The following is a 16997-nucleotide window of genomic DNA, read 5'->3' as shown; positions in this document are numbered from 1 at the left end:
TCAGGCCGTTATAACCTTTGGTGGCGTGGTGGTCGCCGTCAAGCCGGCCGATCTTACGCTTGTATGAGCGTATGCAGATGAATAAAAGAAAGTGGGGAAACGAAAAAATATTCAACAGTTGTCGCCCATACAGAAGTTATGAGTGGAGGAAGCAAAGAGAACAAAAACAAAATGATACGGCGGCACCTCACGAAAGGAACGGATTTCGGGAAAGTGACCGCCGCAGAAGTCAAGCGCGCGGAAAGTTGGATCGCCAACTATCCGCGTAAAATTTTAGGCTGGGAAACGTCTGAAATGCTCTTCTGCGCGGCTGTCGCCGCTCTCTGAAGAAATATTTCAATTTTTCGTATTTGCTCTTGACATTTCCAAAGTAATCTTTGGCCTTCGGCAAGACCCAGGGGGCTCCTCGCCCCCCAGAACCCCCTCGCAAGCGTAGGGCCCGCTTGAGCGGCCAAATTATTCCAAGTCCTTCAGCTGCTCCAGCTCCTTCTTGTCCACCTTCACCCGGCCATCCTTCAAAAGCTTCACTTGGTCCACTGTATACACCTTTGGCGCCGCGTCCGGGTCCTTGTCCAGCCGGACAGTTAACCTCCTCGTCAAAAGGTTCTGGTCGATGACCACGCCCTTTCCATCCGGGGTGGACACGATGGCGTTCACCTTTGGGGTGTTCCGCAGAAGGTCCTGATAGGCCTCCTGCTCATATTTTAGGCAGCACATGAGCCGCCCGCAGGCCCCGGATATCTTCACCGGGTTCAAAGAGAGCCCCTGCTCCTTTGCCATCTTGATGGACACCGGCTGGAACCCTCCTAAGAACGACCCGCAGCAGAAGGGCCGCCCGCAGATGCCGATGCCCCCCAGCATCTTGGCCTCATCCCGCACGCCTATCTGCCTAAGCTCTATGCGGGTGCGGAATATTCCCGCCAGGTCCTTTACCAGCTCACGAAAATCCACACGGCCGTCGGCGGTGAAGTAAAAAAGTATCTTGCTGTTGTCAAAGGTATACTCCACGTCCACCAGCTTCATCTCAAGGCCCCGGGCCTCTATGCGCTTTTCGCAGGCCTTAAAGGCAGACTTTTCCTTTTTATGGTTCTCCTCCACCGTCCGCAGGTCCTCCGGGGTGGCGGGGCGTATGAGCTTTCTCAGGGGTTGTATGATGGCCGAGTCCCGGACCTCGGTGTTTTCCATGGCCACCTCGCCGCACTCTATGCCCCTTGCGGTCTCCACAAGGGCCATGCTGCCCTTTCGCAGCTTTTCCCCGCAGGGGTCAAAATAATATACTTTGCCGGTGCTTCTGAATCGCACCCCTATCACTTCTGCCATTTATTCTCTCCTAATATTCCTTGCTTCCTATTTTATGCCCTTATCCTGCAAACCCGCGCAGTAGCAGGTGAGCAGAAGGGCGGTATTGGCGTTTCGGTCCAGCTTCTGCCGGAGACCGTCGGTAAGCTCCCCAAGGGCCGTCAGCCGCCGCAGAGAGAGGTTCTGCAGGGCCTCTACCGCCTGGGGAGCTCCGCTCAGCTGTGAGCCGCCCCCTGACCGCTGCACCCAGGCGTCCCGGAATATCAGCTCCAGCCGCTCCAAGGTCTCCCTGAAGAGGGCCCTGTCCCTTTGCAGCGGGGCCGCCGCCTTTAGAAGACCATGGCCGGGACCCCGGACAGCCGCCGCCATTTCACAGGCCAGCCTCATAGCCTGGGCCGCCGCACCGTCCTCCAGCTCCTCCTGCATCCGGCCCAGATTCCCGCCGCAGAGCCGGGCCAGCTCCAGGGCCTTTTCCGGGTCTGTGCCCTTATGCTCGCATAGCCACTGCGCGGCCTCCTCCGGCTCCGGGGGGTGCAGGGCGAATATCTGTGCCCGGGAGCGTATGGTGGGCAGGACCCCCTCGGCCGTGGGGCATAAAAGTATAAACACCGCGCCCTGGGGCGGCTCCTCTATGAGCTTCAGCAGCTTATTCTGGGCGGCGGGCTGGGCGCCGGTCCCCAGGTGGACTATATAGACGTTATAGGCGGCCTCCTCGGGCATACGGTACGCGTCCTCAAGCATACGGCCCACCGCCTCCACGCTGAGAGCCCCGGAGGCGCCCGAGCCCCGTATAGTACGTATATCCGGGTGGCTGCCCGCCTTGGCCCTTATACAGCTGGGGCACACGCCGCAGGGTGCATTAGCCGGGTCCCGGCACACCAGGGCCTTGGCGGTGAGGGCGGCGAGGGTGCGCTTGCCCACGCCCTTTTCGCCGTGAAAAAGCAGGGTATGGGGAAAACGCCCGGCGGAAAAGGCGCGGATAAGCGCCTCCTTCACCGGGGCGTTCCCCAGAAATCCGGGAAATTTCATCAGACCTTCTCGAAACGGTCCACGTTCAGGACAAAGATGGTGGAGCCGCCCACTGTGACCTCGACCGGGAAGGAGGAGTACATACCCACCTCCATGGTGGAGGAATGGGGCACGATCTGGGTGCGGCGGCTGCTGTACTTGGAGATGATCCCGATAACGTCGTCTACCTTTTCGTCGTCCACGCCGGAGATAAAGGTGGTGTTGCCCGCCATGAGGAACCCGCCGGTGGTGGCGAGCTTGGTGACGGAAAAGCCCTCCCGGGTCAGGGCCGAGGATACGGCGCCGCTGTCGTCGTTGCTGACGATTGCAAGAATAAGTTTCATAAAAGAGCTCCCCTTTCTGGTAATAGAGGTCATTTCATTTATTTTACCATAAATCACGGGGAAAATCTAGCCCTAATGAGAAATTTCACTTCAATTTACGCCGCAGGTGAGCAGTTCCGCCTTATCCTGGCTGAGCCCGGCGTATTTTACCATCAGGCCCACCACCTGCCGCTGGCGCTGGGAGGCAAGGTCGGGGTTCACGCTGGGGTCATAGACTGAGGGGGCGTTGGGTACGCCCGCCAGCATAGTACACTCATAATCCGTCATATCTGAGGGCTCCTTGTGGAAGTACGTCCGGCTGGCGTCCCCGATGCTGTAGCAGCCGCTGCCATAATAGATACTGTTTACGTACAGCTCCAGTATCTCCTCCTTGGAGAAGCTGTGCTCCAGGTTCCAGGCCATGAACACCTCGGCCACCTTGCGGGTCAATTCCTTTTCCTGTGTGAAGTAAAGGTTTTTTGCCAGCTGCTGGGTGATGGTGCTGCCGCCCTCGGCAAAGGACATGGTCCTTATGTCGTTATAAACAGCCCGGCCTATGGCGATATAGTCCACGCCGCCGTGCTCATAGAACCTATGGTCCTCGGCGGCGATGACGGCGTCCAGATATGTGTCCGGGAGCTCCGAGAGAGGTGTGAAGCCCTCCTTGGCCCGGACCTCCCCGGCGGCCCGGCGGACCGGGAGCTGCTCCAGGGCGGAGGTGTACATATAATAACCCCGCAGGGTTATCGCCCCCGCAGCGGCAACGCAGACGGCGAAGAATATCAAGAATATATTGCGGGCTATTTTAAGGGCTTTATGCTTTTTCTTATTTGCGGTCATTGCAAGGACTCCCTTCGTTTTTGATGGCTCTATTCTATCAGGTCTTCCTTGCAAATTTCTTACGGAAATTCTTTCGGAATATTTAGCGTGCCTTACATTTTTTGTAAGGTTCCCTTTTTAAGCAGGAGGATCCCCGCTTTCTTGCCGGAGACGAGTATATCGTATCTCCCGGCAAGCGACAGCCCCGGGGCGCTCTTTAGAGCCGCCGGCAGCGCGTCCTTTGCGGCGGTGAGCAGGACTATCCGCCCTCCGGGCTTTAGGCAGGCGGACATCTCAGCGAGGGCCCGGGAGTAGAACTCCTCAAGGGGCATACCCACGTCCTGATAGAGCCCCCAGGGCGGGTCGGTGACGAAAGCGTCCACCGTGCCGGGGGCAAGGACCTCTGTCAGCTTCAGCGCGTCCTGCTTTTTTATATGCACATTCCCCCGGCGGGGGAGCTTGCGCCGGGCGGAGGCCAGCCTCCTCTCCTCTGTGTCAAAGGCGAAAATTTCACTGTACGGGAATCGCCTGCACCGCTCCCGGGGTATGGCCCCGTGGCCGCAGAAGGGGTCGCATATAATGTCCCCGGGCTTCGGGTCTGAGAGCCAGCAGAGCATATAGGCAAGCTCCGGGTGCAGCTCCCCGGGGGAGAGGAGCTTGTCATATGCCTTGTGCCGACTGAGGCGCTTTAATAGCCACCCCTGCCCGTCGGAGCGGACCATGGTCCAGAATTCGCTGTCGGGCAGGGAGCGGTCGGGCCTAAGGCCGCTCTCTGCCCGAAGCTTCTCCTCCAGGCTGGCCTTTGCCTTCTTGGGCACGGAGACCAGTTGTCCGCAGCAGGAGCTGACCAGACGGAAGGTGCGCGCCCCCCGGGGATTGTCCCGGCAGGCAAGCCAGTCCACGGGCGCGCTTGGCAAAGAGCGGAGGAAGCCCGCAAGCCCCTCGGGAGTTGGGGCAGCGGGGGCGGTGTAGAGAACCCGGAAGATATTGTTGAAGCAGAACAGATTGAGGTCGCTGTAGGGTACGGCGGTGGTAAAGTCTACGGAGCCGCCGGAGAGGGAGAGCCCGCAGAGATCCTTCAAGCGGCGGGCAAGTATTTGGGCGCAGATATCCTCCGTCCCGGATATGCAAAGGCCAAGATAGCGGTATGTCATAAGTATCGTCCTCCTGGGGATGTATGCTTGAAATCTGGCGAGAGATATAATATAATATAAAGTATATCATAGAAGGGACGGGTCGTGTTGAAAAAAATTCAAGAATCTTCGGAAAATTATTTGGAGACTATACTCATCCTCCACCAGCGCACAGGGGCCGTGCGGTCCATAGATATTGCCGCTGAGATGGAGTTCAGCAAGCCCAGCGTCAGCGTGGCCATGAAGCACCTTAGAGAGCGCGGCTGCATAGCCGTGGACCCTGAGGGGTACATCACCCTTACGGAGGAGGGCCGGGCTATTGCCGAGAGCGTATATGAGCGGCACCTGCTGTTTACCCGATGGCTGACCTCTCTGGGCGTGCCGGAGGAGCTGGCGGCCGAGGACGCCTGCCGGATAGAGCATGTTATAAGCGAGGAGACCTTCAGGGCCATACAGAAGCACGTGGACGGATAAGCGCACCGCCCTCCGCCTCGGGGCATAAACTGCCGGGAGCAAAGGCATTTTCCCGCATGACCCCAGCTCATAAAAAATCCCTCAAAAAACATCTTGCAATTTTGCAGATATATGTTACAATAAAGGTATAATGCGGCATAAACAGTAAACGCAGTTTTAAAATGCGTTTACTGTACCAGGCCGCAAATCTACATGGAGGTGTTCCCTATGCCTTATACTATCAGTGACGAGTGCATCGCCTGCGGTGCCTGCGCCGCCGAGTGCCCCTCCGAGGCTATCTCTGAGGGCGACGGCAAGTACGTTATCGATCCCGACAAGTGCGTGGACTGCGGCGCCTGCGCCGGCGTCTGCCCCGTAGACGCTCCTCAGGAGGGCTAAGCAGCAGTTTGACACGGTTCGTGTTAAACTGCAACGCATAACCAGAAGAAGCGAAGCCTGCAAATTCCGGGCTTCGCTTTTTTTGTAATATTATTACTGCTATGAGGAGTTCACATATGGAAGACCACTGGGAGCCCCTGGGAGAAGGTCTGAGGGTGCTTGTCAGCCCCTCCCACGGCTTTAATACAGACACCCTGCTGCTGGCGGATTTCTCCCTGCCAAAACCCCGCTCACGCTGCGCGGACCTGGGCAGCGGCTGCGGGGTGATACCGCTGCTATGGTGCCGCCGTGCGCGGCCCGAATCCGTCCTGGCCCTGGAGGTGCAGGAGGACGCAGCGGAGCTTGCCAAGACGTCTGCCGCCGCCAACGGCATGGAGGACCGCATATACACAATCTTAGGGGACGTCCGTGACTATAAGGCCCTTCTACCCCACCAGTCCCTGGACCTTATCGCCAGCAACCCGCCCTACTTCGCTCCGGGCACCGGCGCTGTCAGCCGGAACCCAGAGCGGGGCCTTGCCCGACACAGCCCCACCTTTCAGCTTTCGGACCTGGCGGAGGCTGCGTTTTACTCCCTGCGGCATGGGGGGCGGCTTTGTATCTGCCTGCCCACTGTTCGCCTGGCGGAGGCCGTGTCCCTTTTCCACGCCCGGTCTCTGGAGCCAAAGCGCCTGCGCCTTGTGCAGCAGCGGCCCGGAAAGCCGCCGTACCTGTTCCTGCTGGAGTGCAGGAGGGGCGGAGGTTCTAGTCTTGCGGTAGAGGAAACCTTAACGCTCACCGACGGGTCGGGGCGATATTCCCGGGAGATGGAGCGCATATACGGCGACTATTTAGAAATTAACCGAAAGGAGCCTTCAAATGCTTGAAAAAGGTGCACTTTACATCGTGGGAACACCCATCGGGAACCTGGGCGATTTCTCGCCCAGGGCCCGGGAGACCCTGGGCGAAGCCGACTTCATAGCCGCAGAGGACACCCGGGTAACCATGGGGCTATTGAACCGCTTCGGGCTTCATAAGCCCCTTATAAGCTATTTTGAGCACAATAAGCTGAGCCGCGAGGGAACTATAATAGCCCGCCTGCGGGCCGGGGAGACCTGCGCCCTGGTCTCCGACGCGGGCATGCCCGCTATATCCGACCCCGGCGAGACGCTAGTGGCCGCCTGTGCCCGAGAGGATATCCCGGTCTATGTGGTGCCCGGACCCACCGCCGCCATCTCCGCCCTGGCCGTCAGCGGCCTGCCCACAGGGCGTTTCACCTTCGAGGGTTTCCTGTCCGTTAACAAGCGAAGCCGCCGCAGGCACCTGGAACAGGTGGAGGGCGAGACCCGCACCATGGTCTTCTATGAGGCCCCCCATAAGCTGCGCCGGACCCTCTCGGACTTTGAGAAGCTCTTCGGCGGGGACAGGAGGATAGCCGTGGTCCGGGAGCTGACAAAGGTACACGAGGAGGTCTGGCGCACCACCCTTGGGGAGGCCGCCGCCCATTACCGGGAGAAGGAGCCCCGTGGGGAATATGTGCTGGTAATAGCAGGGGCGGAGGAGTCCGGTAACGAGGAAACCGCCTATACCCTGGAGGAGGCGGTTGACATGGCACGGGAGCTTTTGGAGGAGGGCGCGCCTCCCTCAGAGGCCGCAAAACAGGCCGCAAAGGCCACGGGCCTGCGCAAGTCAGAAATCTACCGGGTCCTGACAGAAGAAAGCCCTTGACATTGCTTTTTTGCGCGGTATTATTTATATGCTCCAATCGGAGCATATAAATAATATTTTCAAGGGGGATTAAGATGAACACCAATACCGGCAATCTAACGGAGAAGGTTTCAGTAAACATCAACACCACCACACTGGCCGCTATTGACCTGCTGATAGACAACGGCCACTACTTCAACCGCAGCGACTTCATAAACCAGGCCTTGCGAGAGGCCATAGCCCGGAACGAAGCAAACATTCAGCGGGCCTCTGAGGAGAGCGGCAAGAAGCTTGAGAGCGGCTACTGGTTCATGGGCGTGTCCCGGCTGACCGGGCCGGAGGTGGACGAGATACTCCGCTCCGGTAAGCCCAGAAGCATCACCGGCTACGGCGTGCTGTCCATTGACCCCAATATACCCGCCGAAAAGGTCTTCGCCGCCATAAGCGGCATAAATATCCGGGGCAAGGTTTCCTGCGCGCCGGAGGTTCGGGAACACTATAATCTATAAAAAGGAGCGAGAAACTATGCAATGGTTCTTTGATGGGGACAGGACCCCGCCTGTTTTCACCGCCAGGCAGCACGCGGAGAGCAAGCACGTCACCACAAGCGTATCTCCCCTGCCAAGGCGCGGGGTGGCCTTCTGCCTGGGCCGGGGCCTGCCGGTGCTTCTGGAGCGCTTCGAAACCCGCCTGATCATGGAGGAGCTTCCGGGCTTCATCGTCCACAGCCCCGTCTATATGATAGAGGGCTTTGATAATGTCTGCTTCTTCGACGGTGGCCGGGGCGCGCCCCAGGCCGGGTGCTGTGTGGAGACGGTCCACGCCCTGGGGGTGGAGGAGCTGCTGGTAGTTGGGCTCTGCGGAGCCTTCGGGGAGGATATAGAGGTCTGCGACGTGCTGCTGCCCGGCCGCCTGCTCATTGAGGAGGGCACCTCCCACCACTACTCCGCGGGGCAGGAATACACCGTTCCCGAAAGCCCCTGGCCAGGTGAGCAGATGGCGGACTTTCTTGGCGGCTTCGCTGTAAAGCGCCGCGACACCGTCACCACAGACGCGCCCTACCGCCAGACTTACTATAAAGAGGCCCTCTGGCGGCAAAACGGCTTTTACGGCGTGGACATGGAGGCCTCGGCCCTTGTCAGCGTCTGTAATTATTTTGGCATGAAATCCGCCGTGGCGCTGATGGCCTCGGACAAGCACCCGCTGTCGCCGGACAGCCCGCCCTGGACCTGGGGGAACGTGGATTTCAAGGCGCGCCGGGACGATTTTATCGAGGCCTGCGTGCGGCTGGCGGTGGAATAGAATAGACTAAAGAGCTTGGAAATCCTGAAGGGGTCTCCCAAGCTTTTCTATTTTAACTCGTTCATAAGGTATGGAGGCTCGTTTTCAGAGTGCATTGGATTACCCATAGAACCACTACTTTCTCTAACATTTTATACCGAAGGAATGAAAATAAATTAAGTCGACAAAAAATCCCAAATATCCCTTGACAACCCCAAAAGCCAGAGTTATAATGTTACCATCCTAACAGTTCGTTTTCTAACAGTACAGCATCTAACTGTTCGGCAACTATCGGAGAAGGAAGGAGGGACTACAGATGTCGAAAGACTGCGGCAAGCTGCACCGAATGGAACACCGGGACGAGGTGGGATTCCAGATAAACGGGCTGTCGCATATGATACGCTGGCTCACCCACCAGTATGTGGGCGAGGACGGCGGGCACTCGGGCGCCGGGGTGTACGGCTGGCTTATCGGATTTTTGTATGACAACCGGGACCAGGATATATTTCAGCGGGATCTGCAGCAGCAGTTCTCTGTGCGCCGCTCCACCATGACCGGGATTTTGCAGGCCATGGAGAAGGACGGCATGATAACCCGCAGCCCCGTGCCCTGGGACGCGCGGCTTAAAAAGATAGAGCTCACGGAGAAGGCCGTTGCCCGCCAGGAAAAGTTTCAGCAGACCATTGCCGCCATCGAGGCGAAGCTCTCCTCGGGGCTGACGCCACAGGAGAAGGAGACCTTTATAGGGCTCTGTGAAAAGATACGCAAGTCCCTTGAGGACTGACCGTTACAGCCACAAATATTTACGAAAGGACTGATACCGCAAATGATTCGCAAGCTTTCCCGCGCCATAAGGGAATACAAACGGGATACGGTGCTCACCCCCGTCACCGCCGCCATGGAGGTGGTGATGGAGGTGATAATTCCGGTGCTCATGGCTTTTCTCATTGACCGCGGCATAAACGCCGGGGACATGGACACCATCTGGAGGACCGGCCTGCTCCTGGTGCTCTGCGCCCTCGTTTCCATGGCCTTCGGCGTGCTGTCGGGCTTCTTCGGGGCAAGGGCCTCCACGGGCTTTGCCAGGAACCTTCGGCAGGATATGTACTATGCTGTGCAGAAGTATTCCTTTTCAAACATCGACAAGTTTTCCACCGGCAGCATCGTCACCCGGCTCACCACCGATGTGACGAACCTCCAGAATACCTTCCAGATGCTCATACGCATTGCCGTGCGGGCTCCCTCCACCCTTATCTTCTCCATGGTGATGGCGTTTCTGGTGAACGCCCGGCTGGCCCTGCTGTTCCTGGCCGTCATACCCGTCCTGGGCGCGGGCCTTGCCTTTATCTCCATGAAAGCGCATCCGGCCTTTACCCGAATGTTCAAGCACTATGACCGCATGAACACCGTGGTCCAGGAGAATCTCCGGGGCATAAGGGTCGTAAAGGCCTTTGTCAGGGAGGATCACGAGACCGAGAAGTTTGTGGACGCGTCTGAAAAGCTCCGCCGTGACTCTGCCCTGGCCGAGAAGATACTGGCCTTCAACTCCCCCTTAATGCAGTTCTGTATGTACGCCGTCATGCTGCTCATATCATGGTTCGGCGCAAAGCTCATAGTAGGCTCCGGGGCCGGGGCTCCCGGCTCCATGACCACAGGCCAGCTCATGAGCATGATGAGCTACGCCATGCAGGTACTTATGTCCCTGATGATGCTGACCATGATACTGGTGATGGGCACCATGTCCAGGGCCTCCGCCACCCGCGTGGTGGAGATTCTGGACGAGCAGAGCGATATCTTAAACGGCGAGAAGGACCTGACCCTTGTAAAGGACGGCTCCATACAGTTTAAAGACGTGGAGTTCAACTATAAGCGCTCGGGCCGCGCCTGCCTGTCGGGGATTAACCTCGACATCAAGTCCGGCCAGACCGTGGGAATCCTAGGCGGCACAGGCAGCGGCAAGTCCAGTCTTGTGCAGCTTATCCCCCGGCTGTACGACGTAGTCAGCGGCCAGGTGCTGGTGGGCGGCGAGGATGTGCGGGACTATAACGTGACGGCCCTTAGAGAAGAGGTGGCAATGGTCCTGCAAAAGAACGAGCTCTTCTCCGGCACCATAAAGGACAATTTGAGATGGGGCGACGAGAACGCCACCGACGAGGACATTGAGCGGGTGTGTAAGCTGGCCCAGGCCGACGGCTTTATAAGGGAGTTCCCCGAGGGCTATGACACCTACATAGAACAGGGGGGCACAAACGTCTCCGGCGGGCAGAAGCAGAGATTGTGCATCGCCAGGGCCCTCCTGAAGAAGCCCAAGATACTCATACTTGACGACTCCACCAGCGCCGTGGACACCCATACCGACGCGCTGATCCGGGACGCCTTCAAAAACGAGATACCCGACACCACCAAGCTCATCATAGCCCAGCGGGTCAGCTCCGTCCAGGAGGCCGACCAGATAATCGTGCTGGACGGCGGCAAAATTGCCGACATCGGCACCCATGAGGAGCTCCTAAGGACCAGCCCGATATATCGGGAGGTCTATGAATCCCAGCAGAAAGGAGAGACCGCAAATGCCTCCTAGAGGACCAATGGGCGCGGCCTACGCCAAAAACAGGCCGAAACCAAAGAACCAGGGGAAGGTCATCAAAAGGCTTTTGAGCTATATGGACCTGCCCAACAGAATACGCTTGGCCATAGTGCTTGTGTGCATACTCGTCAGCGCCTTGGCGGGAGTCGTGGGCTCCATGTTCCTTGAGACCCTCATAGACGACTATATCACCCCCCTGCTCCAGATGGAGAACCCGGTATTTACAGGGCTCTTAAGGGCCCTTGGCACCATGGCGCTGATATACCTTGCGGGCGTTGTCACCACCTTTACCTATAACTGGCTGATGGTGAACGTCTCCCAGGGGATATTAAAGGACATAAGGGACGACCTGTTCTCACGTATGCAGCACCTGCCCATAAAGTATTTCGATACCCACACCCACGGCGACATTATGAGCCGGTACACCAACGACACGGACACCCTTCGTATGCTCATCTCACAGAGTATCCCTCAGCTCTTTAACACTGTGATAACCCTTGTGTCGGTGTTCATCGCCATGGTATCCACGAGTATACCGCTGACTGTCCTGGTGCTGGTGGTGGTGGCGCTTATGCTGCTGCTCACCGGCAAGATAGGCGGTATGTCTGGCAAATATTTCGTGCGCCAGCAGAAGTCTCTGGGGGCCATCAACGGATATATCGAGGAGATGATCACCGGGCAGAAGGTGATAAAGGTCTTCTGCCACGAGGAGCACGCCAAGGCGGACTTCGACAAGCTCAACGACCAGCTTAGAAGCGACGCCGCCCGGGCCAACAGCTTCGCCAACATAATGGGCCCCGTCATGAACAACCTGGGGCATTTGCAGTACGCCCTGATAGCCATCGCCGGGGGCGCGTTGGCCATAGGCGGCGTTGGCGGACTGACTCTTGGCGGCATAGCGGCGTTTTTGCAGCTTAGCAGAAGCTTCACAATGCCCATAGGCCAGATAGCCCAGCAGTTCAACGTGATGGTCATGGCCCTGGCGGGAGCCGAGCGCATCTTCGAGATGATGGACGAGACACCCGAGCAGGACGAGGGCTACGTGACCCTTGTGAACGCCAAGGAAGTAAACGGCGTCCTCACCGAGACCACCGAACGTACCGGTATGTGGGCCTGGAAGCACCCCCATAAGGAGGACGGCACCGTGACCTATCAGAAGCTCACCGGTGAGGTGGAGCTTTTGGACGTGGACTTCGGCTATAACGAGGAGAAGCTGGTGCTGCACAACATCGACATCGATGCCCAGCCCGGCAAGAAGATAGCCTTCGTGGGGGCCACGGGCGCGGGCAAGACCACCATAACCAACCTTATCAACCGCTTCTACGATATAGCCGACGGCAAGATTCGGTATGACGGCATAAATATCAACAAGATCAAAAAGCCTGATTTGCGCCGGTCCCTTGGTGTGGTCTTACAGGACACCAACCTCTTTACCGGCACCGTGCGGGAGAATATCCGCTACGGCAAGCTGGACGCCACTGACGAGGAGGTGGAGGCCGCAGCTAAATTGGCCAACGCCGACGGCTTTATCCGCCGCCTGCCCGAGGGCTATGACACCGAGCTCACCGGCGACGGCGGCAGTCTCAGCCAGGGCCAGCGTCAGCTGCTCTCCATAGCCCGGGCCGCCGTGGCCGACCCGCCGGTGATGGTCCTGGACGAGGCCACGTCATCTATCGATACCCGCACCGAGCGCCTGGTACAAAAAGGCATGGATGGCCTGATGCAGGGCCGCACGGTCTTCGTCATCGCCCACCGCTTGAGTACCGTCCAGAACTCCGACAGCATCATGGTGCTGGAGCTGGGGCATATCATCGAGCGCGGGACCCATGAGGAGCTGATTGCCCAGAAGGGCAAGTATTATCAGCTTTATACCGGGGCGTTTGAGTTGGAGTGATTTAAAGTGCATGAAGAAAGGGAGCCTTTTAAGGGGCTCCCTTTCTTAAATGGTACTTATCCTTGCGACGGGCTTCAGAGAAATTACCGCCTTGAAGTGTAAAATTATATGGCGTTTCAGTCGGACGGCGAAGGGATCACCCCGCCCCGACCAGATGCGGCGACCATATTATATTTGGCGTTCTCTCCGGGTGGACCCTGATGCGGGCGGAACCCAAGCTTACCACGTTTACCTGGAGCTGAAGGATCTCCAGCTGTTGTAAACGCAGAAATACCCTTTCTAAAACGCCGTTTTTCGCCCAGCGGTTTATCCGAACATAGATCACGTGCCAATCTCCGTATTCTTTGGGTAAGCCCCTCCATTTGCACCCATTTTCCACTATGTACAGCACTGCGTTCAACACGTTCAAATTACTGATCTTCGCTGGCTTACGCTGTTTTGGAAAGCAGTCTGCTACTTGTTCGTACTGTTCTTTTTGTAACGTCATTCTTTCTTTAAAGCGCCTTCCCGCTTAAGTGAGCGGGCCCCGGCCGGGGGCTCCGGGGCAGGGCTGCCGGCGTTGCCGCCATAGGCAGTCAGCCCCGTCAGTACGGCTAAAAGCAGTGCTAAGATGGATTTTTTCATAGTGCATCCTCCTAAAAATATTTTCCCAGCGACACCCCCCAAAGGGCAGACCCCAGGCCCGCCCTATGGGCTTCGCCGCTGAGACAACAAAAGCGGCGCAGGGAACTTGACCCTACACCGCCGGAAGCTACACGCAAAATCCACTTAGGCCCTTGTAAAAAAACAGGGGATTGTTTATAATAGATATGGTGCAGATATTCTGCTGTGTGGGAGGTTAGCGCTCCTGCATAGGGGCGTTGGGGATGGCGGTCCCCGGCGCCCTGCCTTTTTTGCTTCTGTGTCTCGACTACATTTTACACCATATTGCGCGGAATAGCAAGAGGTTTTTTGCGCGAGGTCAAGACCCGGCAGAGTAAGCTGCAAGACATTTTTGGAAATAGGTCTTGACATGGAGAGCGGTCAAGGTTGTATAATGGATAAAAAATATGAAAGGAAGTTTACGCCATGAAAAATTTCGGCTTCGGCCTAATGCGCCTGCCCACCACCGACCCGTCCAATGCGGGCGCTATCGACGTGGAGCAGGTCAAGAAGATGGTAGACCTGTTCATTGAAAAGGGCTTTACTTACTTTGACACCGCCTGGATGTACTGCGGTTTCCAGAGCGAGCCCACGGTGAAGGAGGTGCTCACCAGCCGCTATTCCAGGGACAAATTCACCCTGGCCAGCAAGCTGCATAACGGCTTCTTCAACAGCCTGGAGGACAGAGACACCGTCTTTAACCAGCAGCTCCGCAAGACCGGCGTGGAATATTTCGACTATTATATGCTCCACGGTATAGAGTCCGGCAGCCTGCCTAAGTATGAACAGTTCGATTGCTTTAGCTGGCTGAAAGATAAGAAGGAGAAGGGTCTGGTGAAAACGGCGGGTATCTCCTTCCACGCCACGGCGGAGCTGCTGGACGAGATTCTTACCAAGTACCCCTTCCTCGAGTTCGTTCAGTTACAGATAAACTATCTGGATTGGGACAGCCAGTGGATACAATCCAAGGCCTGCTACGATGTGGCGGTGAAGCACGGCAAGTGGGTGACGGTTATGGAGCCCGTGAAGGGCGGCACTCTGGCGAAAGTTCCCGCAGAGGTGGAGGAGCTGTTCAAGGCCCACGACCCCAGCCTGTCCCCGGCTTCCTGGGCCATCCGCTTTGCCGCCAGCCTGCCGGAGGTGAAGATGGTGCTCTCTGGCATGAGCAGCCTTGCGCAGATGGAGGACAATCTCAGCTTTATGGAGAACTTCAAGCCTCTCACTGAGGAGGAAAAGGCCATGGTAATGAAGGCCGGGGAGATCATCAACAGCCGGATCGCCGTGCCCTGCACAGGCTGCTCCTACTGCACCGAGGGCTGCCCCCAGAAGATCGCCATACCCCAGTATTTCTCCCTATATAACGAGGATATGCGTGAGCATTTGGAGGAGAAGGGCTGGACGGTGAACTTCTCCAACTACGCCAATCTGACAAAGAATTTTGGAAAGGCAAAGGACTGTATTGAATGCGGCCAGTGCGAGGAGATGTGCCCCCAGCACCTGCCCATCATCGAGAAGCTGAAGGAAGTTTCCGCGCATTTTGACAGATAGGCTCCGCAAATATTTTGTAGCTCAAAGCCCCCTATGCAGTTTTGTTCTGCATAGGGGGCTTTACTATTATGCTTATAGATTTCTATTCCAGGCGCTCACTTCTCTATGGCCGCCCGGGCAGACATGGCGGTCCTCATGCCCTCATATATCCTGTCGGAGAACTTGCGGCTGCGGTCATAGGAGTAAAGGCCGTTCTGCTCCTGCTCCACGTCGGTGAGCTGGGTATAGCACAGGGCGCACACTGCCGGGTTCTCGAGCATTGCTCCGGCAAGGCCCGCAAAGCGCCGCAGCACCTCGTCCTCGCTCTGGGGCCGGTTGCCATAGCCCCAGTTGTTTTCATCCTCGGGGGCGGGATTCCACCAGGTGCCGCCGTACTCGCTGACAAAGTAGGGCTGGCCCTCATACTTCTGGCGGTTCGGGAAAGTCTCGTGGGCAGGGCCGCCCTCGGCCATGGGGGCAAGCTTCTCCCTGAAGGACTCCGGGTCCTGGTCATAGTCGTGTATGTCGTAGATATCGGTTATCACATGGAAATTGCCGCTGGTGTCTATCAACGGGCGGGTGGGGTCCAGAGCCTTGGTGGCAAGGTACGTGGCCCGCAGCACCTCGTCGTCCTGCCGGGCGCCTGTATAGGGGTGGTCCCAGGTCTCGTTAAAGGGGCACCAGCCCACTAAAGCCGGGTGGTTAAAGTCCCGCTCCACCGACTCTATCCACTCGGGCAGGAAATACTCAAGGCCTGCCGGGGTGGAGATGTCGCAGCCCCAGCTGGCCATCTCGCCCCAGACGATATATCCAAGCTTATCCGCCCAGTAGAGATACCGCTCCTCGAACACCTTCTGATGCAGCCTTGCGCCGTTGAAGCCCAGGTCCATGCTCAGCTCTATGTCCTTTTTCAGCGCCTCGTCGCTGGGAGCGGTGTAAATGCCGTCGGGATAGAAGCCCTGGTCCAGTATCAGCCGCTGGAATATTGGCCTGTCGTTTATCTCGATGGCCTTTTTGTCCCAGCGGAGGCTGCGAAGACCAAAGTAGCCGTCTATCCTGTCGATCACAGCGCCGTCCTTTTCAATAATAAGCTCCAAGTCGTAGAGGTTGGGCTCCCCCGGGGCCCAAAGATGTTTCTCAGAAAGGGAGAGCTCAAAGGCCAGCTGGCCGGCTCCTGCGCGCTCACATCTGCCCACGGTCCTGCCCTCAAAAGAGGCGGCGGCCTTTAGCGCGCAGCCCTCAGTGCAGCCCTTTATAGATACCTGTAGGGAGACGGAGCTGTTATCGGGCTGGGGGTAGACCTTATAGGAGACGATATGTGTCTTGGGAAGGAACTCCAGCCATACCGTCTGCCATATGCCGGTGGTGCGGGTATAGTCGCAGGCGTTGGAGTAGTGCAGATGGGCCTGCTTGCCCTTGGGCTGTTTGCCAGAGCGCACGTTGTCCTGGGCGCAGAGGGCAATGGTGTTCTCGCCGGGCTGTACATAGGCCGTGATGTCAAAAGCGAAGGACACATAGCCGCCCCTGTGGCTTCCCACCTCCCTGCCGTTGACCCAGACGGTGCACTTATAGTCCACCGCGCCGAAGCGCAGCACGACTGCGCCCTTTGCCTGCTCCGGGGTAATATCGACCTTGCGGCGGTACCATACGGCGGGGATAAAGTCCGTATAGCCTATGCCGGAGAGCTTGCTCTCCGGGCAGAAGGGCACTGTGATGGCCTTGGAGAAGGGTTTTTCCCACTGGCGTCGCTCAATGCCGCTGTCTCCGAAATCAAACTCGAACTCCCAGCTGCCGTTAAGGTTCAGCCAGCTTTCTTCTCCCCTTGTCATCTGAGGGCGGGGATATTCAGGACGGGGTATGGACATGGTCTTTCTCCTTCCAAAGTTGAATAAATTGTACACATCATACCACAACCGATAGGCGTTTGCAAGCACAACTTTGCATTTTAC

18 protein-coding genes are annotated in these 16997 nt (G+C 57.5%); 10 read left to right on the top strand and 8 right to left on the bottom strand.

Annotated elements, in window-relative coordinates:
• Positions 1 to 456: 456 nt before the first annotated feature.
• The 5 genes from ADH66_RS17390 to ADH66_RS17370 form a co-directional block, all read right to left on the bottom strand.
• Positions 457 to 1320, bottom strand: coding sequence for a PSP1 domain-containing protein (locus ADH66_RS17390; RefSeq protein ID WP_066538209.1), 864 nt, complete (start codon positions 1318 to 1320; stop codon positions 457 to 459).
• Positions 1321 to 1347: 27 nt separating this feature from the next.
• On the bottom strand, positions 1348 to 2328 hold the full coding sequence (locus ADH66_RS17385) for a DNA polymerase III subunit (RefSeq protein WP_066538212.1): 981 nt from the start codon (positions 2326 to 2328) through the stop codon (positions 1348 to 1350).
• The gene (locus tag ADH66_RS17380) at positions 2328 to 2651 is read right to left on the bottom strand and encodes a cyclic-di-AMP receptor (RefSeq protein WP_066538215.1); all 324 of its coding nucleotides are present in this window, start codon (positions 2649 to 2651) and stop codon (positions 2328 to 2330) included. Before ADH66_RS17380 ends, ADH66_RS17385 begins: the two co-directional genes overlap by 1 nt.
• Before the next feature lie 90 nt (positions 2652 to 2741).
• Positions 2742 to 3470: a transglycosylase domain-containing protein gene (locus ADH66_RS17375; protein ID WP_066538218.1), complete on the bottom strand. Its 729-nt coding sequence runs from the start codon at positions 3468 to 3470 to the stop codon at positions 2742 to 2744.
• 92 nt (positions 3471 to 3562) lie between these two features.
• Positions 3563 to 4603: a TRM11 family SAM-dependent methyltransferase gene (locus ADH66_RS17370; protein WP_066538221.1), complete on the bottom strand. Its 1041-nt coding sequence runs from the start codon at positions 4601 to 4603 to the stop codon at positions 3563 to 3565.
• Positions 4604 to 4690: 87 nt separating this feature from the next.
• Here ADH66_RS17370 and ADH66_RS17365 point away from each other — a divergent pair, with 87 nt between their 5' ends.
• The 9 genes from ADH66_RS17365 to ADH66_RS17325 all read left to right on the top strand — a co-directional run bounded on the left by ADH66_RS17365 (position 4691) and on the right by ADH66_RS17325 (position 12879).
• Entirely contained in the window at positions 4691 to 5056 is a 366-nt protein-coding gene (locus ADH66_RS17365) for a metal-dependent transcriptional regulator (protein WP_407922901.1), read from the top strand.
• A 207-nt stretch (positions 5057 to 5263) separates the two neighbouring features.
• Positions 5264 to 5434: a DUF362 domain-containing protein gene (locus ADH66_RS17360; protein WP_066538232.1), complete on the top strand. Its 171-nt coding sequence runs from the start codon at positions 5264 to 5266 to the stop codon at positions 5432 to 5434.
• 116 nt (positions 5435 to 5550) lie between these two features.
• The gene (locus ADH66_RS17355; RefSeq protein ID WP_066538234.1) at positions 5551 to 6300 is read left to right on the top strand and encodes a tRNA1(Val) (adenine(37)-N6)-methyltransferase; all 750 of its coding nucleotides are present in this window, start codon (positions 5551 to 5553) and stop codon (positions 6298 to 6300) included.
• Positions 6293 to 7141, top strand: a complete 849-nt coding sequence (rsmI, locus tag ADH66_RS17350; RefSeq protein ID WP_066538237.1) for a 16S rRNA (cytidine(1402)-2'-O)-methyltransferase — start codon at positions 6293 to 6295, stop codon at positions 7139 to 7141. The genes ADH66_RS17355 and rsmI overlap by 8 nt, the downstream gene beginning before the upstream one ends.
• A gap of 74 nt (positions 7142 to 7215) precedes the next feature.
• Positions 7216 to 7629, top strand: coding sequence for a hypothetical protein (locus ADH66_RS17345; RefSeq protein WP_066538239.1), 414 nt, complete (start codon positions 7216 to 7218; stop codon positions 7627 to 7629).
• A gap of 16 nt (positions 7630 to 7645) precedes the next feature.
• Positions 7646 to 8422 (top strand): nucleoside phosphorylase, encoded by a 777-nt coding sequence (locus tag ADH66_RS17340; RefSeq protein ID WP_066538241.1) that lies wholly within the window; start codon positions 7646 to 7648, stop codon positions 8420 to 8422.
• A 295-nt stretch (positions 8423 to 8717) separates the two neighbouring features.
• Positions 8718 to 9185, top strand: a complete 468-nt coding sequence (locus tag ADH66_RS17335) for a MarR family winged helix-turn-helix transcriptional regulator (RefSeq protein ID WP_084384389.1) — start codon at positions 8718 to 8720, stop codon at positions 9183 to 9185.
• Between the two features lie 42 nt (positions 9186 to 9227).
• A complete protein-coding gene (locus ADH66_RS17330; RefSeq protein WP_066538243.1) occupies positions 9228 to 10979 on the top strand; it encodes an ABC transporter ATP-binding protein in 1752 nt (583 codons plus the stop codon).
• Entirely contained in the window at positions 10969 to 12879 is a 1911-nt protein-coding gene (locus ADH66_RS17325; protein ID WP_066538245.1) for an ABC transporter ATP-binding protein, read from the top strand. Before ADH66_RS17330 ends, ADH66_RS17325 begins: the two co-directional genes overlap by 11 nt.
• A gap of 136 nt (positions 12880 to 13015) precedes the next feature.
• Here ADH66_RS17325 and ADH66_RS17320 read toward each other — a convergent pair whose 3' ends face one another.
• Together ADH66_RS17320 and ADH66_RS20240 are read right to left on the bottom strand one after the other, a co-directional pair.
• Positions 13016 to 13366, bottom strand: a complete 351-nt coding sequence (locus ADH66_RS17320; protein ID WP_066538249.1) for an IS5 family transposase — start codon at positions 13364 to 13366, stop codon at positions 13016 to 13018.
• Positions 13363 to 13503 (bottom strand): hypothetical protein, encoded by a 141-nt coding sequence (locus tag ADH66_RS20240; RefSeq protein ID WP_157130640.1) that lies wholly within the window; start codon positions 13501 to 13503, stop codon positions 13363 to 13365. The genes ADH66_RS17320 and ADH66_RS20240 overlap by 4 nt, the downstream gene beginning before the upstream one ends.
• A gap of 444 nt (positions 13504 to 13947) precedes the next feature.
• Between ADH66_RS20240 and ADH66_RS17315 the strand changes: the two genes are divergently transcribed.
• Positions 13948 to 15069, top strand: a complete 1122-nt coding sequence (locus ADH66_RS17315; protein WP_066538252.1) for an aldo/keto reductase — start codon at positions 13948 to 13950, stop codon at positions 15067 to 15069.
• 95 nt (positions 15070 to 15164) lie between these two features.
• On the opposite strand, the gene ADH66_RS17310 is transcribed toward ADH66_RS17315, so the two are convergent.
• A complete protein-coding gene (locus ADH66_RS17310; protein WP_066538255.1) occupies positions 15165 to 16913 on the bottom strand; it encodes a glycoside hydrolase family 2 protein in 1749 nt (582 codons plus the stop codon).
• Positions 16914 to 16997 lie beyond the last annotated feature (84 nt).

The sequence above is a fragment of the Acutalibacter muris genome, assembly GCF_002201475.1.
Taxonomy (GTDB): Bacteria; Bacillota; Clostridia; order Oscillospirales; family Acutalibacteraceae; genus Acutalibacter; species Acutalibacter muris.
Note: the sequence above shows the minus strand (reverse complement) of the source record. Positions and strands in the feature narration are given on the sequence as shown.

Coding starts and splice junctions, on each gene's coding strand:
- ADH66_RS17355 (WP_066538234.1), top strand. CDS start 5,551: ATGGAAGACCACTGGGAGCCCCTGGGAGAAGGTCTGAGGGTGCTTGTC.
- ADH66_RS17360 (WP_066538232.1), top strand. CDS start 5,264: ATGCCTTATACTATCAGTGACGAGTGCATCGCCTGCGGTGCCTGCGCC.
- ADH66_RS17390 (WP_066538209.1), bottom strand. CDS start 1,320: ATGGCAGAAGTGATAGGGGTGCGATTCAGAAGCACCGGCAAAGTATAT.
- ADH66_RS17370 (WP_066538221.1), bottom strand. CDS start 4,603: ATGACATACCGCTATCTTGGCCTTTGCATATCCGGGACGGAGGATATC.
- ADH66_RS17330 (WP_066538243.1), top strand. CDS start 9,228: ATGATTCGCAAGCTTTCCCGCGCCATAAGGGAATACAAACGGGATACG.
- ADH66_RS17375 (WP_066538218.1), bottom strand. CDS start 3,470: ATGACCGCAAATAAGAAAAAGCATAAAGCCCTTAAAATAGCCCGCAAT.
- ADH66_RS17310 (WP_066538255.1), bottom strand. CDS start 16,913: ATGTCCATACCCCGTCCTGAATATCCCCGCCCTCAGATGACAAGGGGA.
- rsmI (WP_066538237.1), top strand. CDS start 6,293: ATGCTTGAAAAAGGTGCACTTTACATCGTGGGAACACCCATCGGGAAC.
- ADH66_RS17315 (WP_066538252.1), top strand. CDS start 13,948: ATGAAAAATTTCGGCTTCGGCCTAATGCGCCTGCCCACCACCGACCCG.
- ADH66_RS17340 (WP_066538241.1), top strand. CDS start 7,646: ATGCAATGGTTCTTTGATGGGGACAGGACCCCGCCTGTTTTCACCGCC.
- ADH66_RS17380 (WP_066538215.1), bottom strand. CDS start 2,651: ATGAAACTTATTCTTGCAATCGTCAGCAACGACGACAGCGGCGCCGTA.
- ADH66_RS17325 (WP_066538245.1), top strand. CDS start 10,969: ATGCCTCCTAGAGGACCAATGGGCGCGGCCTACGCCAAAAACAGGCCG.
- ADH66_RS17345 (WP_066538239.1), top strand. CDS start 7,216: ATGAACACCAATACCGGCAATCTAACGGAGAAGGTTTCAGTAAACATC.
- ADH66_RS17320 (WP_066538249.1), bottom strand. CDS start 13,366: ATGACGTTACAAAAAGAACAGTACGAACAAGTAGCAGACTGCTTTCCA.
- ADH66_RS20240 (WP_157130640.1), bottom strand. CDS start 13,503: ATGAAAAAATCCATCTTAGCACTGCTTTTAGCCGTACTGACGGGGCTG.
- ADH66_RS17335 (WP_084384389.1), top strand. CDS start 8,718: ATGTCGAAAGACTGCGGCAAGCTGCACCGAATGGAACACCGGGACGAG.
- ADH66_RS17385 (WP_066538212.1), bottom strand. CDS start 2,328: ATGAAATTTCCCGGATTTCTGGGGAACGCCCCGGTGAAGGAGGCGCTT.